At 64.1% G+C, this 17,997-nt stretch carries 10 protein-coding genes and 1 pseudogene; 1 reads left to right on the top strand and 10 read right to left on the bottom strand.

The window, feature by feature from the left end; all coding sequences use genetic code 11:
• Positions 1 to 52 precede the first annotated feature (52 nt).
• Complete coding sequence (locus ACZ889_RS18855; protein ID WP_003248327.1) at positions 53 to 1,351, bottom strand: MFS transporter; 1,299 nt, start codon at positions 1,349 to 1,351, stop codon at positions 53 to 55.
• 427 nt (positions 1,352 to 1,778) lie between these two features.
• Here ACZ889_RS18855 and ACZ889_RS18850 point away from each other — a divergent pair, with 427 nt between their 5' ends.
• The gene (locus ACZ889_RS18850; RefSeq protein ID WP_003248329.1) at positions 1,779 to 2,654 is read left to right on the top strand and encodes an AEC family transporter; all 876 of its coding nucleotides are present in this window, start codon (positions 1,779 to 1,781) and stop codon (positions 2,652 to 2,654) included.
• A gap of 36 nt (positions 2,655 to 2,690) precedes the next feature.
• Here the strand turns inward: ACZ889_RS18850 and ACZ889_RS18845 are convergent, their stop codons facing one another.
• The 9 genes and pseudogenes from ACZ889_RS18845 to ACZ889_RS18805 form a co-directional block, all read right to left on the bottom strand.
• The gene (locus tag ACZ889_RS18845; RefSeq protein ID WP_012052422.1) at positions 2,691 to 3,293 is read right to left on the bottom strand and encodes a hypothetical protein; all 603 of its coding nucleotides are present in this window, start codon (positions 3,291 to 3,293) and stop codon (positions 2,691 to 2,693) included.
• 103 nt (positions 3,294 to 3,396) lie between these two features.
• Complete coding sequence (locus tag ACZ889_RS18840; protein WP_014756600.1) at positions 3,397 to 4,530, bottom strand: HlyD family secretion protein; 1,134 nt, start codon at positions 4,528 to 4,530, stop codon at positions 3,397 to 3,399.
• Positions 4,527 to 6,176, bottom strand: a complete 1,650-nt coding sequence (locus tag ACZ889_RS18835) for an MFS transporter (protein WP_476257679.1) — start codon at positions 6,174 to 6,176, stop codon at positions 4,527 to 4,529. Before ACZ889_RS18835 ends, ACZ889_RS18840 begins: the two co-directional genes overlap by 4 nt.
• Positions 6,177 to 6,260: 84 nt before the next feature.
• Positions 6,261 to 8,777, bottom strand: a complete 2,517-nt coding sequence (locus ACZ889_RS18830) for an excinuclease ABC subunit UvrA (protein ID WP_180690005.1) — start codon at positions 8,775 to 8,777, stop codon at positions 6,261 to 6,263.
• A gap of 167 nt (positions 8,778 to 8,944) precedes the next feature.
• Positions 8,945 to 10,030: a type VI secretion system protein TssA gene (tssA, locus tag ACZ889_RS18825; RefSeq protein ID WP_180690006.1), complete on the bottom strand. Its 1,086-nt coding sequence runs from the start codon at positions 10,028 to 10,030 to the stop codon at positions 8,945 to 8,947.
• Positions 10,031 to 10,125: 95 nt separating this feature from the next.
• Positions 10,126 to 10,644 carry an Hcp family type VI secretion system effector gene (locus ACZ889_RS18820; RefSeq protein ID WP_003248334.1) on the bottom strand — a complete coding sequence of 173 codons (519 nt, stop codon included), beginning with the start codon at positions 10,642 to 10,644 and terminating at the stop codon, positions 10,126 to 10,128.
• 143 nt (positions 10,645 to 10,787) lie between these two features.
• Entirely contained in the window at positions 10,788 to 13,283 is a 2,496-nt protein-coding gene (gene tssM, locus ACZ889_RS18815) for a type VI secretion system membrane subunit TssM (protein ID WP_003248336.1), read from the bottom strand.
• Positions 13,280 to 14,190 (bottom strand): annotated as a pseudogene (gene tagF, locus ACZ889_RS18810) (type VI secretion system-associated protein TagF). The gene tssM and the pseudogene tagF overlap by 4 nt, the downstream one beginning before the upstream one ends.
• The gene (locus ACZ889_RS18805) at positions 14,187 to 17,990 is read right to left on the bottom strand and encodes a type VI secretion protein IcmF/TssM N-terminal domain-containing protein (protein ID WP_476257678.1); all 3,804 of its coding nucleotides are present in this window, start codon (positions 17,988 to 17,990) and stop codon (positions 14,187 to 14,189) included. Before ACZ889_RS18805 ends, tagF begins: the two are co-directional and overlap by 4 nt.
• Positions 17,991 to 17,997: the final 7 nt, after the last annotated feature.

The raw sequence follows: 17,997 nt of genomic DNA, 5'->3' as shown, positions 1-17,997 counted from the left end.
TTCGTTTGGCTGGCAGCGGCTGGCGGGGTGCCTTCTGGGCGACGAGTGGCAATCAACAAGATTCCGAGCGCTGTGCGGGTGCCGGGGTTTCGACCGGCTCCAGCGGCGGATGCTCCTGCGCCGCATGCATCAGGTCTTCGGTCACCCGCAACTCGGCACCGGTTGGCGAGAAGGTGGTCGAAGCGGTGAACGGCGCCGGGTGCTCTGCCGCCGGGCGCTTGCCGCGGCGCCACATGAAGAAGCACACCATGGCCAGGTTGACCACGGCAAACGCCCAGAACAGCCCAGCCTCGCCAAACTCGGTCATCATCGGCGAAATGGCCACCGGTGCCATGGCCGAGCCCAGCGAGTTGATCAGCAGCAGGCCCTGGATCATCGGCACCAGCGCATCGGACGGCGCGCGGTCGGCCGCATGGCTGACCGCCACCGGGTACAGGGTGAACACGCCACCACCCAGCAGGAACAGCATGGCCGGCAGCAGGAACGAGTCCGATGGCAGGAACACCGTTACAAGCGACAGGACAACGCACAACGCGGCCAGCGCGAGCAGCACATCGAGGCGGTCCTTGCGGTCGGACCAGCGCCCGACCGGGTATTGCAGCAGCATCGCGCCAAGGATCACCCAAGCCATCATGTTGCCAACTTCACCCACCTCCAGGCCGATGCGCTGCAAGTACAGTGGCAGCAGGGCATAGATGCCGGCAATCGCTACGCCCGAACCGAAGCAGCCGACCAGGCCCGACGGTGCCACGCCCAGCAACTGGCGGGGTTTGAGGGGTTCGACCTGGTCCAGCAGCGGCGACACCCGCGGCAGGATCACGATCGGCAACACCGACAGGGCGGCCAGCACGCCGGCCAGCATGAACGGGGCGGTATCGCCTAGCTGGGTGATTTCGCCAAGGCCGGCCTGGGCGATTACCCCGGCGCCGTAGAAGGCGATCATGTACAGCGCCAGTAGGCGGCCGCGGATTTTCGCGTCGCCGGCCAGCAGCAGCCAGCTTTCGATCACCAGGAACACGCCCACTGCGGCCCAGCCGTTGATCAGGCGTAGCACCGACCACCAGGTGACCTCGTAGAACAACCCTTGCAGCAGGATGGTCACGGCGATCAGCGAGGCGAAGCTGGTGTAGGCGCGGATGTGGCCGATGCGCAGGATCAGCCGGTCGTTGAAGATGGCGCCGAGGGTCAGGCCGATGAAGTAGGTCGACGAGACGATACCAATGGTGGTTGCAGACTCACCGGCGGCGCCCAGGCGCAGGGTGGTCAGGGAAGACATGAAGCCGTTGCCCAGGGCAATGATGAACAGCCCGAGCAGGGGCGCCAGCGCCATGGCCAGCAAACGCGGAGACATACGTACCTCTAGTTGGATGAGCGGAATGAGCACCTTCTCGGCGCGCACACCGGCTCGACCCGGCAAGGGGCGAGTGGCGACACGGATGCGACCTGGGCAAGACTCAACCGCTGGGCGCTATGGGAGATGGGCCGGGCGGGGAGGGTTGAGCCTACTTCACATGTGCGTTCATGTGTTCAGGCGCTGACTCTGTCATTGCTACTGGTTGCCACCGTTCAAGGCGACGGGCGAAAAGGAAGCGGGATTCTACGGGCTTGGACGCTTTTGCCCAAGGGGCCAGGGTGTGCGACGAGACGCCGCAGTCTCAGCGCGACATGAACATGTCTTCCACAGACATTTTCGATGGCGGCGCCTGCGTGCGGTGAGATCGGCCCGGTACTCTCACTGAGTGCGGCATAATGCTGAACCCCACCAAGGAAGGCCCCCCATGTTCGCGTCGCTGTTCGCAGTCCTGGCCCCGGTTTTCATCGTCGCCGGCATTGGTTTTGCCTGGGCCCGCAAGGGCCTGGATTACCCCACTGATTTCATCGCCCGGGTGGTGATGACCGTCGGCACACCTTCGCTGGTACTGTCCACCCTCAGTCGTACCGACCTGGACCCGAATGCCTTTACCAGCATGGCCGTGGCGTGCTTGCTGTGCACCTTGGGGATGGCCTTGGCCGCTTTGCTGGTGTGTCGCGCGTCGGGCATGCACTGGCGGGTACTGCTGCCGGCGTTCATGTTCCCTAATACCGGCAACATGGGCCTGCCGATCAGTCTGTATGCCTTCGGTGAGCATGGCCTGGCCCTGGCCGTGGCATTTTTCCTGACCCTGTCGATCGTTCAGTTCACCATCGGCATGGCCATCTCCGGCACGGCGGCTTCGCTCAAGGCGTTGCTGCGCAACCCTATCGTCATCAGCCTGGCCGGCGGCATGCCCATCATTTTTCTCGATTTCGAACTGCCGCGTTGGCTGGCCAACACCGCAGACCTGCTGGGCGGCATGACCATTCCGCTCATGCTGCTGACCCTGGGGGTGTCACTGGCCAGCATTCGCCTGCGTCACGTGGGCAGCGGCATGCTGCTGGGCGGTTTGCGCATTGGCCTGGGGGCTGCGGTGGGCTGGGCAGTGGGCGCGGTACTGGGTATGGACAGCCTGGAGCGTGCGGTGCTGATGGTGCAGTCGGCGATGCCGGTAGCCGTGTTCAACTACCTGATGGCGGTGCGGGCCAACCGTGAGCCAGAGCAGGTGGCGAACCTGGTGATGTGCTCGACGGTGCTGTCGTTTGCCTGGTTACCGGTGGTCCTGGCCTGGTGGATGTAGGCCTTTACCGACGATAGTGCCGGTACAGGCTTCGGGCTACTGGACCGACAACTGGTCATCCACCCAGCCTTGGCTGGTCAGCACCAGGGTTCGGGTTTCCTTGAGCGGGGCAGCATGGCTGGCCACCGCCTGGCCCAAGCCGGCGATGCTGGCTTTCACCTGATCATTGGCGGCCCACGCCGGCAACTCGATGATCTTGTAGGCATAGGTCACATTCGACAGCTTCTGTCCGGTTGCCTCGCTCGGCTCACTGAACTGCTCGATTGCCGTCACTTGTGCCTTGCCGAAACACAGCCCGGCGCCCGCCTTGTAGTATTTGCGGCCTTCATCGGTCAGGTCGTAGGCGTAGTAGATATCCGTGCGTGCCGGCGACCACAGCCGGGCCGGTATTTCGGTGCGCGAAATTTCCTTCTCGCTGACCACGCCTACCTGCGCCAGGGCGTGCAACGCCTTGTTGGTGCCGTGCACGTCGAAGTCCTGGGTCTTGGTAGGGAACGAACTGATGACGAAACAGTGTGGGTACCGGGTATCCAGGGAGGCCTGGACAGCCTTGTGGAAACGGGCCTTGATGGTGTCCTGGCTGTCGGAGCAACCGGCCAGTGTTGCCAGCAATGCCAGTGGCACGATCTTCCTGTACATGGTGAAACTTCCTTGGCGACGGATCGTGCGCGATTAAAACCCACGGGTTAGAGCGGCGCAATCGTGGCACGACGGCATCCCTGCAGGGGCTGTCGGGGTTACATCACTGTTCGCCCCGGGTGTCGATACTGACCACCACCGACATCCCTGGGCGCAGATGCCTGGCAGTCGGCTGGTCGGCATCCACCGTGATGCGCACCGGTATGCGCTGGGCGATCTTGACGAAGTTGCCAGTGGCGTTGTCCGCCTGCAGCAAGGCGAATTCAGAGCCGGTGGCCGGCGAAATCTGCTGCACATGGCCCCGTAGCTTCCGGTGGTTCAGCGCGTCTACGGTAAAGCTCACGGGCTGGCCGATACGCACATTGGCCATCTGGGTTTCCTTCATGTTGGCAATCACCCAAAGGGTGTCGGGCACCAGCGCCATGAGCTGCGCGCCGGAGTTGACATAAGCACCCAGGCGGGTGCCGATCTGCCCCAGCTGGCCATCGCGCGGGGCCGTGACGCGGGTGTTGTCGAGGTCGATGCGTGCCAGCTCCACGGCGGCCTTGGCGTTCTCCACCGAGGCCTCGAGTGCGGCCCGGTTGACCACCACGGTCTCACGGTCCTGGCGGGCGATTTCCAGCGCCGCCCTGGCCTGGGCCAGGCTGGCGACGGCAGCGGCCTCGCTGGCACGGGCCAGGTCCAGGTCGCGGCGCGACACCGATCCATCGTTGACCAGCGCCTGGTTGCGGCCGAGGTCAGCCTTGGCTTTGGCCGCCTGGGCCGCAGCATCGCCGATGGCGGCCTGGCGCTGGGCAATGGTCGCTTCGGCGCTTTTGCGCTGCTGCTGGTTGTTGGCCAGGGCCGCCAACTGCTGTTGCAGCTGGGCGCTGGCTTGGGCAAGGCGTTGTTTGTAGATACGGTCGTCCAGTTGCACCAGCAAGTCGCCGGCCTTGACGAACTGGAAGTCATGCACCGGTACATCGATGACGTAGCCGCTGAGCTGCGGGCCGATGATGGTCACCTGGCCCCGCACCAGGGCGTTCTCGGTGCTTTCGATGGCGCTGCTGAATGGCGGCAGGCGCCAGGCATACAGCACCAACAGGATGCCGGCCAACGCCACCGCGGCGAAGCTGATGGATGACAGGATGCGCACCCGCCGCGTGCGTACCGGGCTGGTTGGTTCACTGGGCGGTGTGACGCCCTCCGGGGTTTCGGCGATGGCGGTGGTGGTCGTGGTGCGGGTGTCGTCGGTCATCGGGTGGGCGCGCCGGGGGTAGAGTCGGTAAGGGTGGCCTGACGTTTCACATGCCAGAGCCAGGTACTGCGGATACAGATCCAGATCATGGTCAGGATGGCGATGCTGCCGATCAGCACGAACACATCGTTGTAGGCCATGACGTTCGCTTCACGGGTAGCAGCGCTGGCCAGCAGGCGCATGCCGGCTTCACTGCGCAAGGCAGGGTCGGCAATGATGCCGCCGTAACCGGCACCCCCACTTTGAACGCGGGCATTGACCAGGGGTTCCAGGTAGCTGAGGCGATCCATCAGGTGGCTGGAGTGAAACTTTTCCCGCCAGGTCTGGAAGGTGCCCAACAACGCCGCACCAATCAGGCCGCCGAGGTTGTTGCAGATGCCGAACAACACCGAAAAACTGACCAGGTTGCGCGGGTTGGCGCGCACATGGCTGATGCCCAGGGCCATCGACGGGCCGAGGAAGAACGTGCTGCCGAACGCCAGCAGGAACTGGCTCAAGTACATTTGAGCCGGGCGTGTGAGGTTGCTGGAACTGCTGTCCATGAAGGCGCCGGCGGCCATGGCCAGCAGCGAGACGAACAGCGGGATCACCAAATGGTTGGGGTTGATGGTGAGGGCGCTGCTGGCCAGGCCCGTGACAGCGCCTAACAGCATGATCCAGTACAGCGTGCGCATCTGCTCGTTGCCCATGTTCAGCGCCTGCAGGAAACCGACCGCGCCGGTGGACTGTTCCGAGGTCACCATGCGGATCAGCACCACGCACAGGGCCAGACGTATGATGGCGCCACTACCCAACCAGTGGGTCATCAACAAGGGGTTGCGGCGATTGTGCTCGATGGCCAGGCCGCTGAAGACCAGCGCGATCGACGCCGCCAGTGCCACGCCGATCCACGGCGTCTCCAGCCACCAGTCGATGCGCCCCAGTGACAGTACGGCGCAGAGCAGTGCGGTACCGCTGGCGATCAAGGTGAAGGTCAGGAAGTCGAGGGGTTCGAACGTTTTAAAACGGTCACCGGGCGGCAATTTCAGCAGCAGTACGCAACCCAGTGCGGTGAGTGCCAGGCCCAGCTCGAACAGGTACAACCCGCGCCATTCGGCAATTTGCAGAAGGTCTTCAGAAAAGATCCGTGCCAGCGGTAGCGCCAGCTGCGAGGCACCCAGGCCCAGTACCATGGCCTTGAGCCGCCATTGCGCCGGGAAGGCCTGAATCATGTAGTACAGCCCCAGCGAGCTGAGCGCCGCGCCGACCATGCCGTGGGCCGCGCGTACGGCGATGGCAGAGTTCAGGTCGTTGACCAGCAGGTGGGCGAAGGTGACCACCACGTACAGCACCAGGAACACTTCGGTGAAGGCTCGCAGGCCGAACTGTTGGCGGAACTTCACCAACAGCAGGTTGATGGAGACGTTGGTCATCACATAGGCGGCCGGCAGCCAGGCCATTTCCGCGGTGGTTGCACCCAGGGCGCCTTGCAGAAACACCAGGTTGGCGGTGACCAGCGCGTTGCCCAGGCCACCGGTGATTGCCACCAGTAGGCCGACCACGCCATAGGCCAGACGCTTGGCTGGCGAATGCAGGGGCGTGGAAGGGGAGCCTGGCAGGCTGGGCTTTTCGTGGGGGAGCCACTGGCGGGGGGCGTATTTATCCATCGGCAGACTTTACTTTAGCGGCGCTTGATGCTGCTAGGCGCGTCCTTTGGTTTTTGGGGTGGTGTCGAGATTGAGCGCCGCCCACTACAACGCTTTGGCCAGAAACTCGGCCGTGCGGCTTGCCTTACACCCGGCCACCACCTGCGGGGTGCCGCTGACCACTACCTTGCCCCCGGAATCCCCGGCCCCCGGGCCAATATCGATCACCCAGTCACTTTGCGCCACCACTCGCATGTCGTGTTCGACCACCACCACGCTATGCCCGCTTTCTACCAGGCGGTTCAACTGTACCAGCAGCCGGTCGATGTCCTGCGGGTGCAAGCCGTTGGTGGGCTCATCCAGCACATACAGGGTCGCCCCACGGGCCATGCGCTGCAGTTCGGTCGCCAGCTTGATCCGCTGCGCTTCACCACCGGACAGCTCGGTGGCCGGTTGGCCCAGACGCAAGTAGCCCAGGCCGATATCCTGCAGCACCTGCAGGCAACGGCGGGCAGGCGGTTGCTCGGCAAAAACCTGCAGGGCCTGGTCGACGGTCAACTGCAGCACTTGCGCGATGTTCATGCCTTGCCAGCTCACCGCCAGGGTTTCGGGGTTGTAGCGGGCACCCTGGCAGGTCGGGCAGGGCGCGTACACGCTGGGCATGAACAGCAACTCGACGCTGACGAAACCCTCTCCCTCGCAGTTGGCGCACCGGCCCTTGGCAACGTTGAAGGAAAAGCGCCCGGCGTCGAAGCCCTGTGCCTTGGCCTGCTCGGTAGCCGCGAAGCGTTTGCGCACGTGGTCGAACAGGCCTGTGTAGGTGGCCAGGTTGGAGCGCGGCGTACGGCCGATCGGTTTCTGGTCAACCTGCACCAACCGCTTGATGCTGCCAAGCCCGGCGCTTACGTGGCCGCTGCTGGTCTGTTCAGGTTCGTCTTCCAGGCTTTGCGCTTCGGGCTCGCTACGTTGCTCGGCATGGCCCAGGTGTGCCCCCACCAGTTCCAGCAGGGCCTGGCTGACCAGGCTGGATTTGCCCGAGCCGGAAATACCGGTAACGGCGGTAAAGCAGCCCAACGGAAATGCGGCGCTCAGGTTATCGAGGTTATTGCGCGTGATGCCTTCAAGCTTCAGCCAGTCGCGTGCTTGGCGGGGGGCGCGTGTGGCCTGTACCGGGGCATCGAACAGGTAGGTGCGGGTGCATGACTGTTGCACCTCGGCCAGGCCGGCGGGCGGCCCGCTGTAGAGGATGGTGCCGCCGTGTTCGCCGGCAGCTGGCCCTACATCCACCAGCCAGTCGGCGCGGCGCATGGTGTCCAGGTCGTGCTCCACCACATACACCGAGTTGCCAGCCTGTTTCAGGCGCTGCAGGGCTTCGAACAGCGCTTCACTGTCGGCCGGGTGCAAGCCGGCCGACGGCTCGTCGAGTACGTAAACCACTCCAAACAGCTGCGAATTCAGCTGGGTGGCCAGGCGCAGGCGTTGCAGTTCACCAGAAGACAAGGTCGGGGTGCTGCGCTCCAGGGCCAGGTAACCGAGGCCGAGGTCAAGCAGCGTATCCATGCGTTCGAGCAGCTCGTTGGCGATGCGTTGGGCCGCCAGGCGTTTTTCCAGTGTCAGCTCGTCCTGCTGCCGGGTCAGGTAGTCGGCTGCCGCCACCTTGCGGAACACTTCGGCCAGCGCCTGCAACGACAGGTGCGACAGTTCGGCGATGTCCAGCCCGGCGAAGGTCACGCTCAGCGCTTCGCGCTTCAGGCGTTTGCCCTGGCACAGCGGGCAGGGGCTGGGGCGCATGTACTGGGCCACACGCTTGCGCATCTGCGCGCTCTGCGAGTGCATGAAGGTATGCAGCACGTAACGGCGGGCACCCATGAACGTGCCTTGATAGCTGGGCTCCAGCTTGCGCTTGAGCGCTTCGCGGGTCTGCGCCGGGGTCAGGCCGGCATACACGGGGGCGGTGGGCGTCTCTTCAGTGAACAGGATCCAGTCGCGCTGCGCCTGAGGCAGGTCGCGCCAAGGGATATCGACGTCATAGCCCAGCGTGACCAGAATGTCGCGCAGGTTTTGCCCTTGCCACGCCATTGGCCACGCCGCCACCGCACGCTCACGAATGGTCAGCGACGGGTCGGGAACCATGGTCGCTTCGGTCACCTCGTAGACACGGCCCAGGCCATGGCACTGCGGGCAAGCGCCCTGGGGCGTGTTCGGAGAAAAGTCTTCGGCGTACAGCATCGCTTGCCCGGCCGGATAGTGGCCTGCGCGTGAATAGAGCATGCGGATCGAACTGGACAAGGTGGTCACGCTACCCACCGAGGAACGTGCACTCGGCGTGCCGCGTTGTTGCTGCAGGGCCACCGCCGGCGGCAGCCCGTCGATGGCATCGACATCCGGCACGCCAACCTGGTCGATCAGGCGCCGGGCATAGGGCGCCACCGATTCGAAATAACGCCGCTGGGCTTCGGCATACAGCGTGGAGAACGCCAACGAGGACTTGCCCGAGCCGGACACGCCGGTGAACACCACCAAGGCATCGCGGGGAATATCGACATCGATGTTCTTCAGGTTGTGCTCGCGGGCGCCACGGACGCGGATGAAACCGCTTGGGGTGGTCGGGCTTGGAGGCATGAAGCAGTCCTTGTCTGAAGCTGAGCAGTGCGCTCAAGTTAACAGCAATTGCAGCGCCCTTGCGTGGGCAGCAGTCAAGGAATCTACCCGATGGAGCCGGTGGGGTGGCAGGGCGCCGGCTGTCTTCGCCTTACCTGACGTTCGTCTCAAGGCTTTTATTGCAGCCCCTAGCGGGTGCCCAGCACATCGCGGATGTTGTCCACCACATTGTTGTCCTTGATCACGTCACTCAACCAGCCTTCCAACGGCATGTTGCCCCACTTGATCGCACGTTCGATCAAGTAGGGTACCGGGCTTTGCGGTTCGCTCTGTTTGAAGTACTGGGCGATGCCCGCAAGCATGGTGAATGCCTCGTCGCGGGTCAGCGGGGTGGTGCGCAAGGCTGCTGGCGCGGTCGTCGGGGGCGTGGCATTCATCGGTTCACCTGCTTCGTGGAGGTTGGCAGCCATGGCCTGTGGCTGTGCTTCTTCCGGGATGGCGGGGTGTAGCTCGACGCCGCGGTCCTTGAGCAGTTTTTCCGCCAGCTGGCTGGCACGCGAAAGCATGTCGGCAAGGCTGGCAAAGCTGGGCGCCTCGTGGCCGAACAGGCGGTCGGCGCTGGCCTGCAGGCGTTTGCACGCTTTCAGGCTGTTCGCGATCTGCTGGGCCTTGGCGCGCAGGTAATCGGTGTCGGTAAGCGCTACCGAGCGCTGGAAGATCTCGGCGTTGATCTTGCCTTCGTTCAGCGCTGTCTGCATTGCCTTGGGGTTTTGCAAGGCGAGGTTTTCTACATGGCGTGACTCGTCATAGCGCAACACGCCAAAATGCTGCCCTTGGATAATGGGCAAGCCACCGGCAATGTCGGTGAGCGTGGTCTTCAACCAGGACAGTCGCGCCGCGCGCTCGTCCAGGCCGTCTTCGAGGGTGGGATACAGCGTTTCCCAGAACGCAACCAGGAGCTGTTCGGTCAGCTCGAGGCCAAAGGTGATGCCTTCGAAGTGTTCACGCTGTGCCAGCCCCTCGCAGAGCCAGGCCACCAGCATCAGGTCTTTGCTTTGCTGCGCAAGCCCTTGAGCCGACAGGTTGATCACCTGCTCCCAGTCGGCAGTCTTCAAGTCGGTTTGCCAGTCGCCCTGGGTCAGGTAGTCAGGGTCCGCCCGGCGTGCCTCCTTGATCTGGTCGAACAAGGCAGAGAAGCTCAAGTCTTCGCCACTGCCACCCTCGATAGGGGCGACCAGTGTGGCCAGCGAGAGGTCATCGAGAATTTCAGGCATAGAACACTCTGGACATGGCTAGTGAACAGCGCGCCAGAAAACCCGGCGCGCTGCGGAACACAGGCCGCCGAAGCGGCCCATGGTTCGGTACGTGCTTAGGCAAACACTTTGTTCGCGGTGCGGTCCCAGCCACCTACGATGTTGCCGCCGGCCTGGCCGTCGGTGCGGTTCTGCTGGGTGTAGGTGGTTTTGATGCGGGCAAAGTTGAAGCTGATTTCTTCAACTGGCAGGTCGCTGACCGCCTTGTCTTCACCACTCTGGTTGCCACCGGCGACAAACCTGACCGAAGAGACCACCACTTCTTCCATGTCGATGGTCAGGTAGGTGACCTTGTCGCCACCGGCGCGGTTCACGTTCAGCTTCAGCTTGGCGATGTGCTTGCCGGTGCAGCAGTGTTCGAACAGTTTGGCCGATGCCTTGTCGACTGCCTTGCGGATCTTGAAGTCGCTCAGGGCAACGCGCTCGGAGGACGCACCGCCCGAAGAGCTGGCGGTTGCCGACGTAGCCTGGGTGGCGCCGTACTCGTAGCCCAGCACTTCGATCCAGTCCTTGTGTTTTTCATCCAGTACTTCGCCTGGGATGCCGTCGATTTGGATATACGCGTCAAATGCCATTGTGAAGCTCTCCATTAACAACATGTAAAGGGTTGCTCATGCGCCCCTTGGTTTTGACCTCGCCGGGCGTGCCGGCAGAGGTAGCTTGCCGCCGCCCGGGCCTCATCCTGTGAGGCCCCGGCGACCGGTTATTGCGGCGTGGCTCAGTTAAGCCCACGCACTTCGATTTCCACCCGGCGGTTGGGCTCCAGGCACTTGATCAACTGCGTTCGCGGTTGTTGCATGTCGCAGTTGACCAATGGCTTGCGGCTGCCTTCGCCCTGCGCGACCACCAGCTCGGCAGGTACGCCCTTGCCAACCAGATAGGTGCGGATGGTTTGCGCCCGTTGTTTCGAAACCTGCAGGTTGCCCTGGCTGTCACCCAGTTGGTCGGCGTGCCCCGAGATGATGATCTTGCCGATATTCGGGGTATTCAGCAGCTTGCTGGCAATTGCGCTCAGCTGATGCTGGCCTTCGTTTTTCAGGCTCTGGAAATCGGCGCGGCCGAAGGCGAACAGGGTGTCGGATTCCAGCGTGATGGTCTCGATCGCACGCAGTGACTGGGCCCGCAGGCTGTCGATGTAGTTGCGCGAACTGGACATCAGGAAGGCGTTGTCGAGGATGCGCGGTACATCTGGCTCTCGAATCTGGTCGCTGTAGAACGTGATCTGGCGGCTGGCATACAGGTAGTCCTGGTTGCCACCGGCCTCGCTGCCAGCGGCGGCCATGCTCTTACCGGTATGGCGGGCGATGGCCGGGTACCAGTAGTCCGGCAGGTGCGCCTTGAGAAACGCCGGGTCGGCATGCTCGCGCTGGCCCGGAGAAAGCATCACGTAAGTGTCCAGGGCCGCCTTTCCGAAATTGGCGATCGACTGGGCGCGGTTGTCATGGGGCAGCGCCTCGGCCTCTACGCTGTCAATGCCGCTCACTGGCTGCAGCTCACGGGTGTTGCGCTGGTAGACCTTGAGCGTGGTCAGCAGGTACAGGGTACGGGTCAGATTATCGGCCGTGGGCTTTAGCATCACGTTCTGCAACATGGCGAAGTAGCGGTTGCGCAGCAGCGGCTCGACCTCATGGCCCTGGTACAGGCCCAGGCGCATGCCGAGGGGCACGCCCTTTGCGTGGTGTTGCTCATGGTAGTGAGCAGCCCAGAAGCGCAAGCGGTCGAGGCTTCGCCAGGCGGTGTACTGGCCGCTGGCCGCCTGGTCGTCGGCCTTGGCCTGGGCCAGTTCGCCGGCAATGCTGGCCAGGGTGGCGCGGTTGTTCAGGTACGACCAGCCCCACAGGCTGCACAACACCAGTGCCGCCAGGCCGGCAGCGCCCACCCACCCGGCCTTGCGCCGGCGTTCACGGTGGTTGCTGGTGTACAGCGCCACCAAATGCTGGTCGGGAATGATCACTTTGCGGAACAGGCTGTTGATGAACAGCGGCGCCGGCTGGCTGCCGGCAGTGCCCGTTCCTTCTGCGTGTTCGAGCGCGAAGCGTTCGGCCACATGCTGGCCGTGGCAGCCCCACTGAGCCTCGTCGGCCTGCAGCGCCGCGGTGAAATAGAAACCGCGCAGCATTTCGGCATTCTGGTAAGGGTTGGCACGCAGCAGGCTGTCGACGAACTGATGCAGGCGCGGCTTGAGCGCGGCCAGCTCCAGCGGGAAGCGGTAGGCAGCGTTGTTCTGCCGAGTGACTTGGATATCCTGCTGCACCAGCTGCTGGCTCGCCATCTGCCCCCAGTAACGGGTGAGCTCGTCCATCGCATTGCTGAAGCGCTGGCCCCAGTCGGCTTGCTCGTAACCCTTGTGAGAGAAGGTTTTACCCATCACTTCACCACGAGCCGCGTCGTCCAGTTGGCGATAGAACGCGGTGAAACCAGGGATCAGGTCGCACTTGGTGAAAACCAGGTAGATTGGCAGACGCACTTCCAGCAGCGCGCAGCTTTCCTGAATGCGTTCGCGCAGGCGCTTGGCCACGCGCTCCTGGTCTTCGACCGAGCCATGCAGGATATCGGCGATGCTGACGCTGACGATCAAGCCGTTAAGGGGGCGGCGCTGGCGGTGCTGGCGCAGCAGTTGCAAAAAGCCGCGCCACTTGCCGGCTTCCTCGGGGCTGTTCATGTAGCGCCCGGCAGTGTCCAGCAGTACCGCTTCAGAACTGAAGAACCAGTCGCAGTTGCGCGTGCCGCCCAGGCCCGCGACCCGCACGCCTTCGCGCTCGGCATAAGGGAAGTTCAGGCCCGACTGCAGGATCATCGTGCTCTTGCCGGCGGCAGGCTGACCAATGACCAGGTACCAGGGCAGGGCATACAGGGCATCCTTGTTCGAAGTACCGCGCGGCTTGTTGCTGTGCAGGCGCTCGATGCCCTGCAGCAGGCGCTCGCGCAACAGGCTGACTTCTTCCCGGTCGGCCGGGGCTGCACTGAGTACGGCCTGGTCGGCGTCGTCGCGCAGCAGGCCTTCAAGGTTGTGGTGCTGACCCACGCCGCGGTACAGCAGCAGTACATAGCCCGCCGACAGCAGCAGAAACACGCCGATCCCGGCCAGCAGGCTGTGCAGCGAGGCGAAGCCGAAGGCTCGGCCGATGGCCCAGACCAGGAAGATCGCCAGGAAGAATGCCACGCCCAGCAGGTAGGGTTGGTAGCGCAGGCAGTAGTACTTGAGCTTGTTCATACAGGTGTCGCATCCAGTGCATCGACGAACTGGTCGATGACATGTTCAAGGGGGCGGTCGTAATCGTGCAGCCGTGGCACCGTTGTCAGCGGGCTGAGCAACTCCAGGTGCTGGCGCGGGTCGGCACAGCCACTGAGCAGGCGGTAGGCACAGCTGGCGTGGCGCGCCGGGAAGCAGTACAGCTGCGGGTGCATGAAATCGTCGGCCAACAGGCTCACTGCCGGCAGCGCTCGGTGTTCGCTCATGCGGGCCAGCCAGGTCAGCCACAGGTCGGCAGTGGGGTTTTTAAGGCCACGTTCGGCCGGCAACGGCAATTCGATGCCGCCTGCAAAGTCACCCTGCAGCGAGGCACGGCCGAGCTGCAGGTGGGCGAGGGCAGTGGCACTGTCGAAACCTGGCCAGGATCCATGAAGGGCACGGGCCACATCCGCGAAGCTGAAATCATGCAGGAACTTGGCGTGCACCCCCGGCGGAAAAGGTCCAGGTCCTGGCCCTGCAGCGGGCGTAAGGCCTTGATCCGTTCGAACAGGCGGGTGCAGTCGGCGCCTTGCACGGCCTGGTGCAGCATCGGCTTGATCTGCGCGCTGAACAGCTCGCCAAGCGTGAACGGGTTGACCAGCCCAGTACTGTCATCGCCCTTTAGCAGCTGGAAGATGAAGAACGGGTAGCGCCGCTGGCTGGCATCGCGCGAGCTGAGCAGGCCACCCAGTAGCCAGTTGCCGTTGCGTGCGCGGTAGGTGAAAAAACACATCGGCAGCGCGTCGAACAACGCCTGCCAGTCATCGCGGTAGCGCATGGCTGCCAGCGATGACTGCAACCAGGCGTCGAACTCGCAGACCTCTTCCGCCGCCCCATGCAGGCTGACGAAATCTGCGCTCGACGGCAGCTTGCCGAAGCAACCGATCATTGCGCGCCCCTGCTGTTGAGGGCGCTCAGGGCCTTGACGTCACCCAGATCGGTCAGCTTGACCCCACCGAAGTTGCGCACGACAAGGCTTACGCGGCCACTGGCGGTGTTCCAGCTGAAGCGTTGCTGAATGCCGTCCAGGTCGTCGACCCGAGCGCTCTCGTTCATGCGCAGCAGGCCCCACCGCCCTGGGAAGTCGAACACGGTGACCCGTGTGCCGCTCAGGGTGACGACGTCCAGGCGCGCGCCCGGCGCGTTGCTGGTGCCCGGCCAGGCGAAGCGGTTCCAGCTGCTGCGGCCGTTGCGGTAGTGCTGCTCCTGGCCATCGAGGGTGAAGACGATGTCGGTGAAGTTGGCCGAAGGTTCCAGCATGATTTCGAAGCCGTTGTCACGGTCCGACAGGCTGGCGATCACCTGGCCCACGGAGCTGGCCTTGTCGATGCTGTTGAGCATGCCAGGGTTGACCAGCGCCGGCCCCTTGCCATCGCCCACGCCCAGACCTTCACCACCGGCCAGGTTGCCGATTTCGTTGCGCTTGAAGGCCGGCAGCAGGCCGCTGTCCGGATCCACGAAGCGTTGCAGGTCTTTCACCGAAGCCTCGTTGCGGCTGCTGCCGGCAATCGGGTAACGGTGTGCCATGACCTGCTCCCAGGGCTTCGCGATCTGCTGCGCCCAGGCCTTGGCGATCTGCTCGCCGGCCGGGTCGCGCAGGGTCGCCCAGGCATACTGGATGGGCAGGCTGAACAGCCCCTGCAGCGAGCGCGACAGGCCATCCTGGCTGGTGTCGACGCTGCTTTCCACGTAGTTGCGCACGGTGGTGATCTCGCTCGGCTGGCCTTCCAGGGTCTCGCTGATCAACTGTTTGCTGCTCTTGCCCACATCCTGCGAGCGCTGGATGTTGTTCATGCGCACCTTGAGTTTGCGCAAGGCGGCCAGGTAGCGGTCCATGATGGTGCTGTCGGCGCCTTCGGCGTTGTTTTCGGCGAACACCCGCGCCACCGGCTCGAAGCGCTTGGCCAGGCTACCGTCGTCCACCGCCGGCAGGGCCGGGGCGACGTTGGCAGGCAGGGTGTCGTTGGCGTCGAACAGACCGGTGACCTTGCTCCAGAAACCGTCATCGCGGCTGGTGCCTGGGGCCGGGATGGCCTGCTTGACCGGCAGGTCCCACTGGGTATTGTCGTTGACCGCCTGCAGCAGGTTCTTCACTGGCGAGTTCTGCACGTCGCTCAACAGCCCCAGTTCCCGGGTCGCCGAGGCCAGGTCGGCGAAGTGGCGCACGCCAACGCTGCTGACCATCTTGTACCAGGCTTGGGTGTAGTCGCGCTTGTAGCGGGTCATGAACTCGCGCACGAAGTTGGCCTTCTGCACGATGGCATCGCCGCCTTCGCCGTCCAGCACCCAGTCCGACTCGTTGCGCAGATTGCCCGACACCAGCTTGATCAGCTCGGGCTTGACGAAGGTGTCCCAGCCCTGGCGGGTGTAGATCGCCGGCACACCCGCGGTTCCGTACAGCAGCGCGCGGCCTGGTTGCGGGACCAGGTCGTTGAGGCTCAGCGCCGGGAACTGCCGGCTCGACTCGAGCTGCAGGCGCAGGTATTCGCGATCGACCAGCGAACTGGAGATCATGAACGACTTGAGGTTCTGCCGGGTTTCGTTGATCAGCTGTTCGTTGCGCGGCAACGACGGCGCTTGGCCCTGCTCCAGCAACTGCACGTACAGCGGGGCATTTTCCGCGATCACGCCAGCGTCGGCCGGGGTGCCTTCGGCGGCGGCGCTGGCCCAGGCCTGGGGCAGGCTGGCAGCGACGAAGTCCGGGTCTGGATGGGCCTGGGGCTCGGTCAGCAACAGGTACAGCTTGAGGGTGTTGTAGGCCTCGATGATCGAGGCCACCTGCTGCTCGTCCAGGCGCCCGAGCATTTCTTCGGACAGTGACAGCCCACCGGTGGCGGCGGACAGCTCGGCGCCATCGCTGGCAGTGGCCAGGTTGACCTTGGCGGCATAGGCGCCAGCGCGGGTGTTGCCCAGCGCGGCCTTGGCCCTGGCTGCAACGGCAGGGGCCAGCGGCTTGCCATTGCGTTTCTTCGGCAGCGGGGCCGGGGTGAATTCCAGCTCCTGGTTGATACCGTTGGCGAAGGTGTTGAACGCCCGCATCTGCACTTGCAGGCTGCGTGCGATCGGTTCCAGCGCCTGGCTGCGCAGCTGCGCCAGGTAGGCGCTGCGGGTCACCTGGTGAATCGCCTCGCCCTGGTACAGGCCGCCACCCAGCTGCAAGGGCATTCCCTGCAGGCGATGGGCCTCGACGTTGGCCATCTGCTCACGCAGCACTTCCAGGCCCTTGCCTGCGGCCAACTGCTGCTCGCGGTCTGCTGCCTGCTCGATGTGCGCCAGCTGCCCGCGCAGGCTGTCCAGCCACTGGCGGTTATTGGCGAACGACAGCGCTTGCCAACCGATGAACAGCAACCCGGTGGCGGCGGCCAGGCCCAGTAGCAGCGGGCTGAACGCAGCCTGGCGGCCCAGGCGCGACTGGTAAAGGATCAGGTCGCGGTCGGGGAAGATCACCTGGCGGAAAGTGTCGGTGATGAAGTAGCTGCGGTTGCCCAGGGCCTTGCCGACGTGCCCGGCCTGCTCATCGTAGGCGGCCTGCAGGGCGAATTCGTCGGCGATGACGTCTTCATAGACCTGCCCCAGTTGCTGCCCGTTCTGCAGTGCACTGGTGAAATACAGGCCACGCAGCAGCAGCGGGGCACCGCCGCGATGGCCGCGGGTGAAGTGTTCGAGGAATTGCTCGAGCACACCGCTGAGGGCGGCGAAGTACTGCGGGAAATTCAGCAGGGTGCTGTCGGCTTCGGCACCGAGGGCGATCATCTGCGCGTCGACGTGCTGGCGAATATGAGCTTGCAGCTTCTTCAGGCGCGTCTGCAGCACGGCGTGCAGGCCGTGGGTGCGTATTTCCGAAAGGCCAAAGGTCATGCCCAGCGGCTGCTGGCGTTCGTGCAGGTCGAGGCCGTCGAAAGCCTGGCTGAAGCCCGGCAACTGGTCGGTCTTGCTCAGCATCAGGTAAACCGGCGGGTTGGCATCGAGGCATTCGGCGTATTCTTCCACCCGGGCCACCAGCTGGGCCGCGAGGGCATTGCGCTCATCGCTGTTGGCTGCCAGCAGTTCGGGCAGGCTGACCACCAGGACCAGGCCATTGATCGCCGCTTTGCCGCGCTGCTTACGCAGCATGCGCAGAAAGGCCGAGAACTCGCTGGCCGACTGGTCGTCGCGCAGGTAGCGCCCGGCGGTGTCGATCATCACGGCGTCGGGGCTGAAGTACCAGTCGCAGTGCTGGGTACCGCTTTCACTGTCGTTGGCCGTAGCGATGCTGGCCGACAGGCCGGAATGGGTCAGCAGCGAGGTCTTGCCGGCCGCCGACATGCCGACCACCAGGTACCAGGGCAGGTCGGACAGCGCCGCCTTGCCGCCGCCACCCGCGGAGCGGTCGGTGCGCAGCATGGCGATGGCGTGCTTCAGGCGCTCACGCAGCACCTGCTGGTCACGGAACTCGCCAGTGGCATTCCACGAGCGGTCGACCTCGATCTGCAGCAGGTTCTCCAGGTTGTGTTCGGCACGAATGCGCTGGTATTGGCGCAGCACGATTACCAGCAGGAAGCAGGCACTGATGATTGCCAGCGCTTCAGGCACGTGATGACGCAGCCACGGCACCAGCGGCGCGGCCAGCCAGCAAATCAACAGGCTAGCCAGCCACAGCAATGGCAGCAGCACCCAGAAACTTTTCAACAGACGCAGTAATGTTTTCATGTCTTCC

It is taken from the genome of Pseudomonas sp. TE3895 (assembly GCF_056278855.1).
Note: the sequence above shows the minus strand (reverse complement) of the source record. Positions and strands in the feature narration are given on the sequence as shown.

Excerpts from the sequence above, each read along its gene's own strand:
- ACZ889_RS18855 (WP_003248327.1), bottom strand. The coding sequence starts at position 1,351 with ATGTCTCCGCGTTTGCTGGCCATGGCGCTGGCGCCCCTGCTCGGGCTG.
- ACZ889_RS18850 (WP_003248329.1), top strand. The coding sequence starts at position 1,779 with ATGTTCGCGTCGCTGTTCGCAGTCCTGGCCCCGGTTTTCATCGTCGCC.
- ACZ889_RS18845 (WP_012052422.1), bottom strand. The coding sequence starts at position 3,293 with ATGTACAGGAAGATCGTGCCACTGGCATTGCTGGCAACACTGGCCGGT.
- ACZ889_RS18840 (WP_014756600.1), bottom strand. The coding sequence starts at position 4,530 with ATGACCGACGACACCCGCACCACGACCACCACCGCCATCGCCGAAACC.
- ACZ889_RS18835 (WP_476257679.1), bottom strand. The coding sequence starts at position 6,176 with ATGGATAAATACGCCCCCCGCCAGTGGCTCCCCCACGAAAAGCCCAGC.
- ACZ889_RS18830 (WP_180690005.1), bottom strand. The coding sequence starts at position 8,777 with ATGCCTCCAAGCCCGACCACCCCAAGCGGTTTCATCCGCGTCCGTGGC.
- tssA (WP_180690006.1), bottom strand. The coding sequence starts at position 10,030 with ATGCCTGAAATTCTCGATGACCTCTCGCTGGCCACACTGGTCGCCCCT.
- ACZ889_RS18820 (WP_003248334.1), bottom strand. The coding sequence starts at position 10,644 with ATGGCATTTGACGCGTATATCCAAATCGACGGCATCCCAGGCGAAGTA.
- tssM (WP_003248336.1), bottom strand. The coding sequence starts at position 13,283 with ATGAACAAGCTCAAGTACTACTGCCTGCGCTACCAACCCTACCTGCTG.
- ACZ889_RS18805 (WP_476257678.1), bottom strand. The coding sequence starts at position 17,990 with ATGAAAACATTACTGCGTCTGTTGAAAAGTTTCTGGGTGCTGCTGCCA.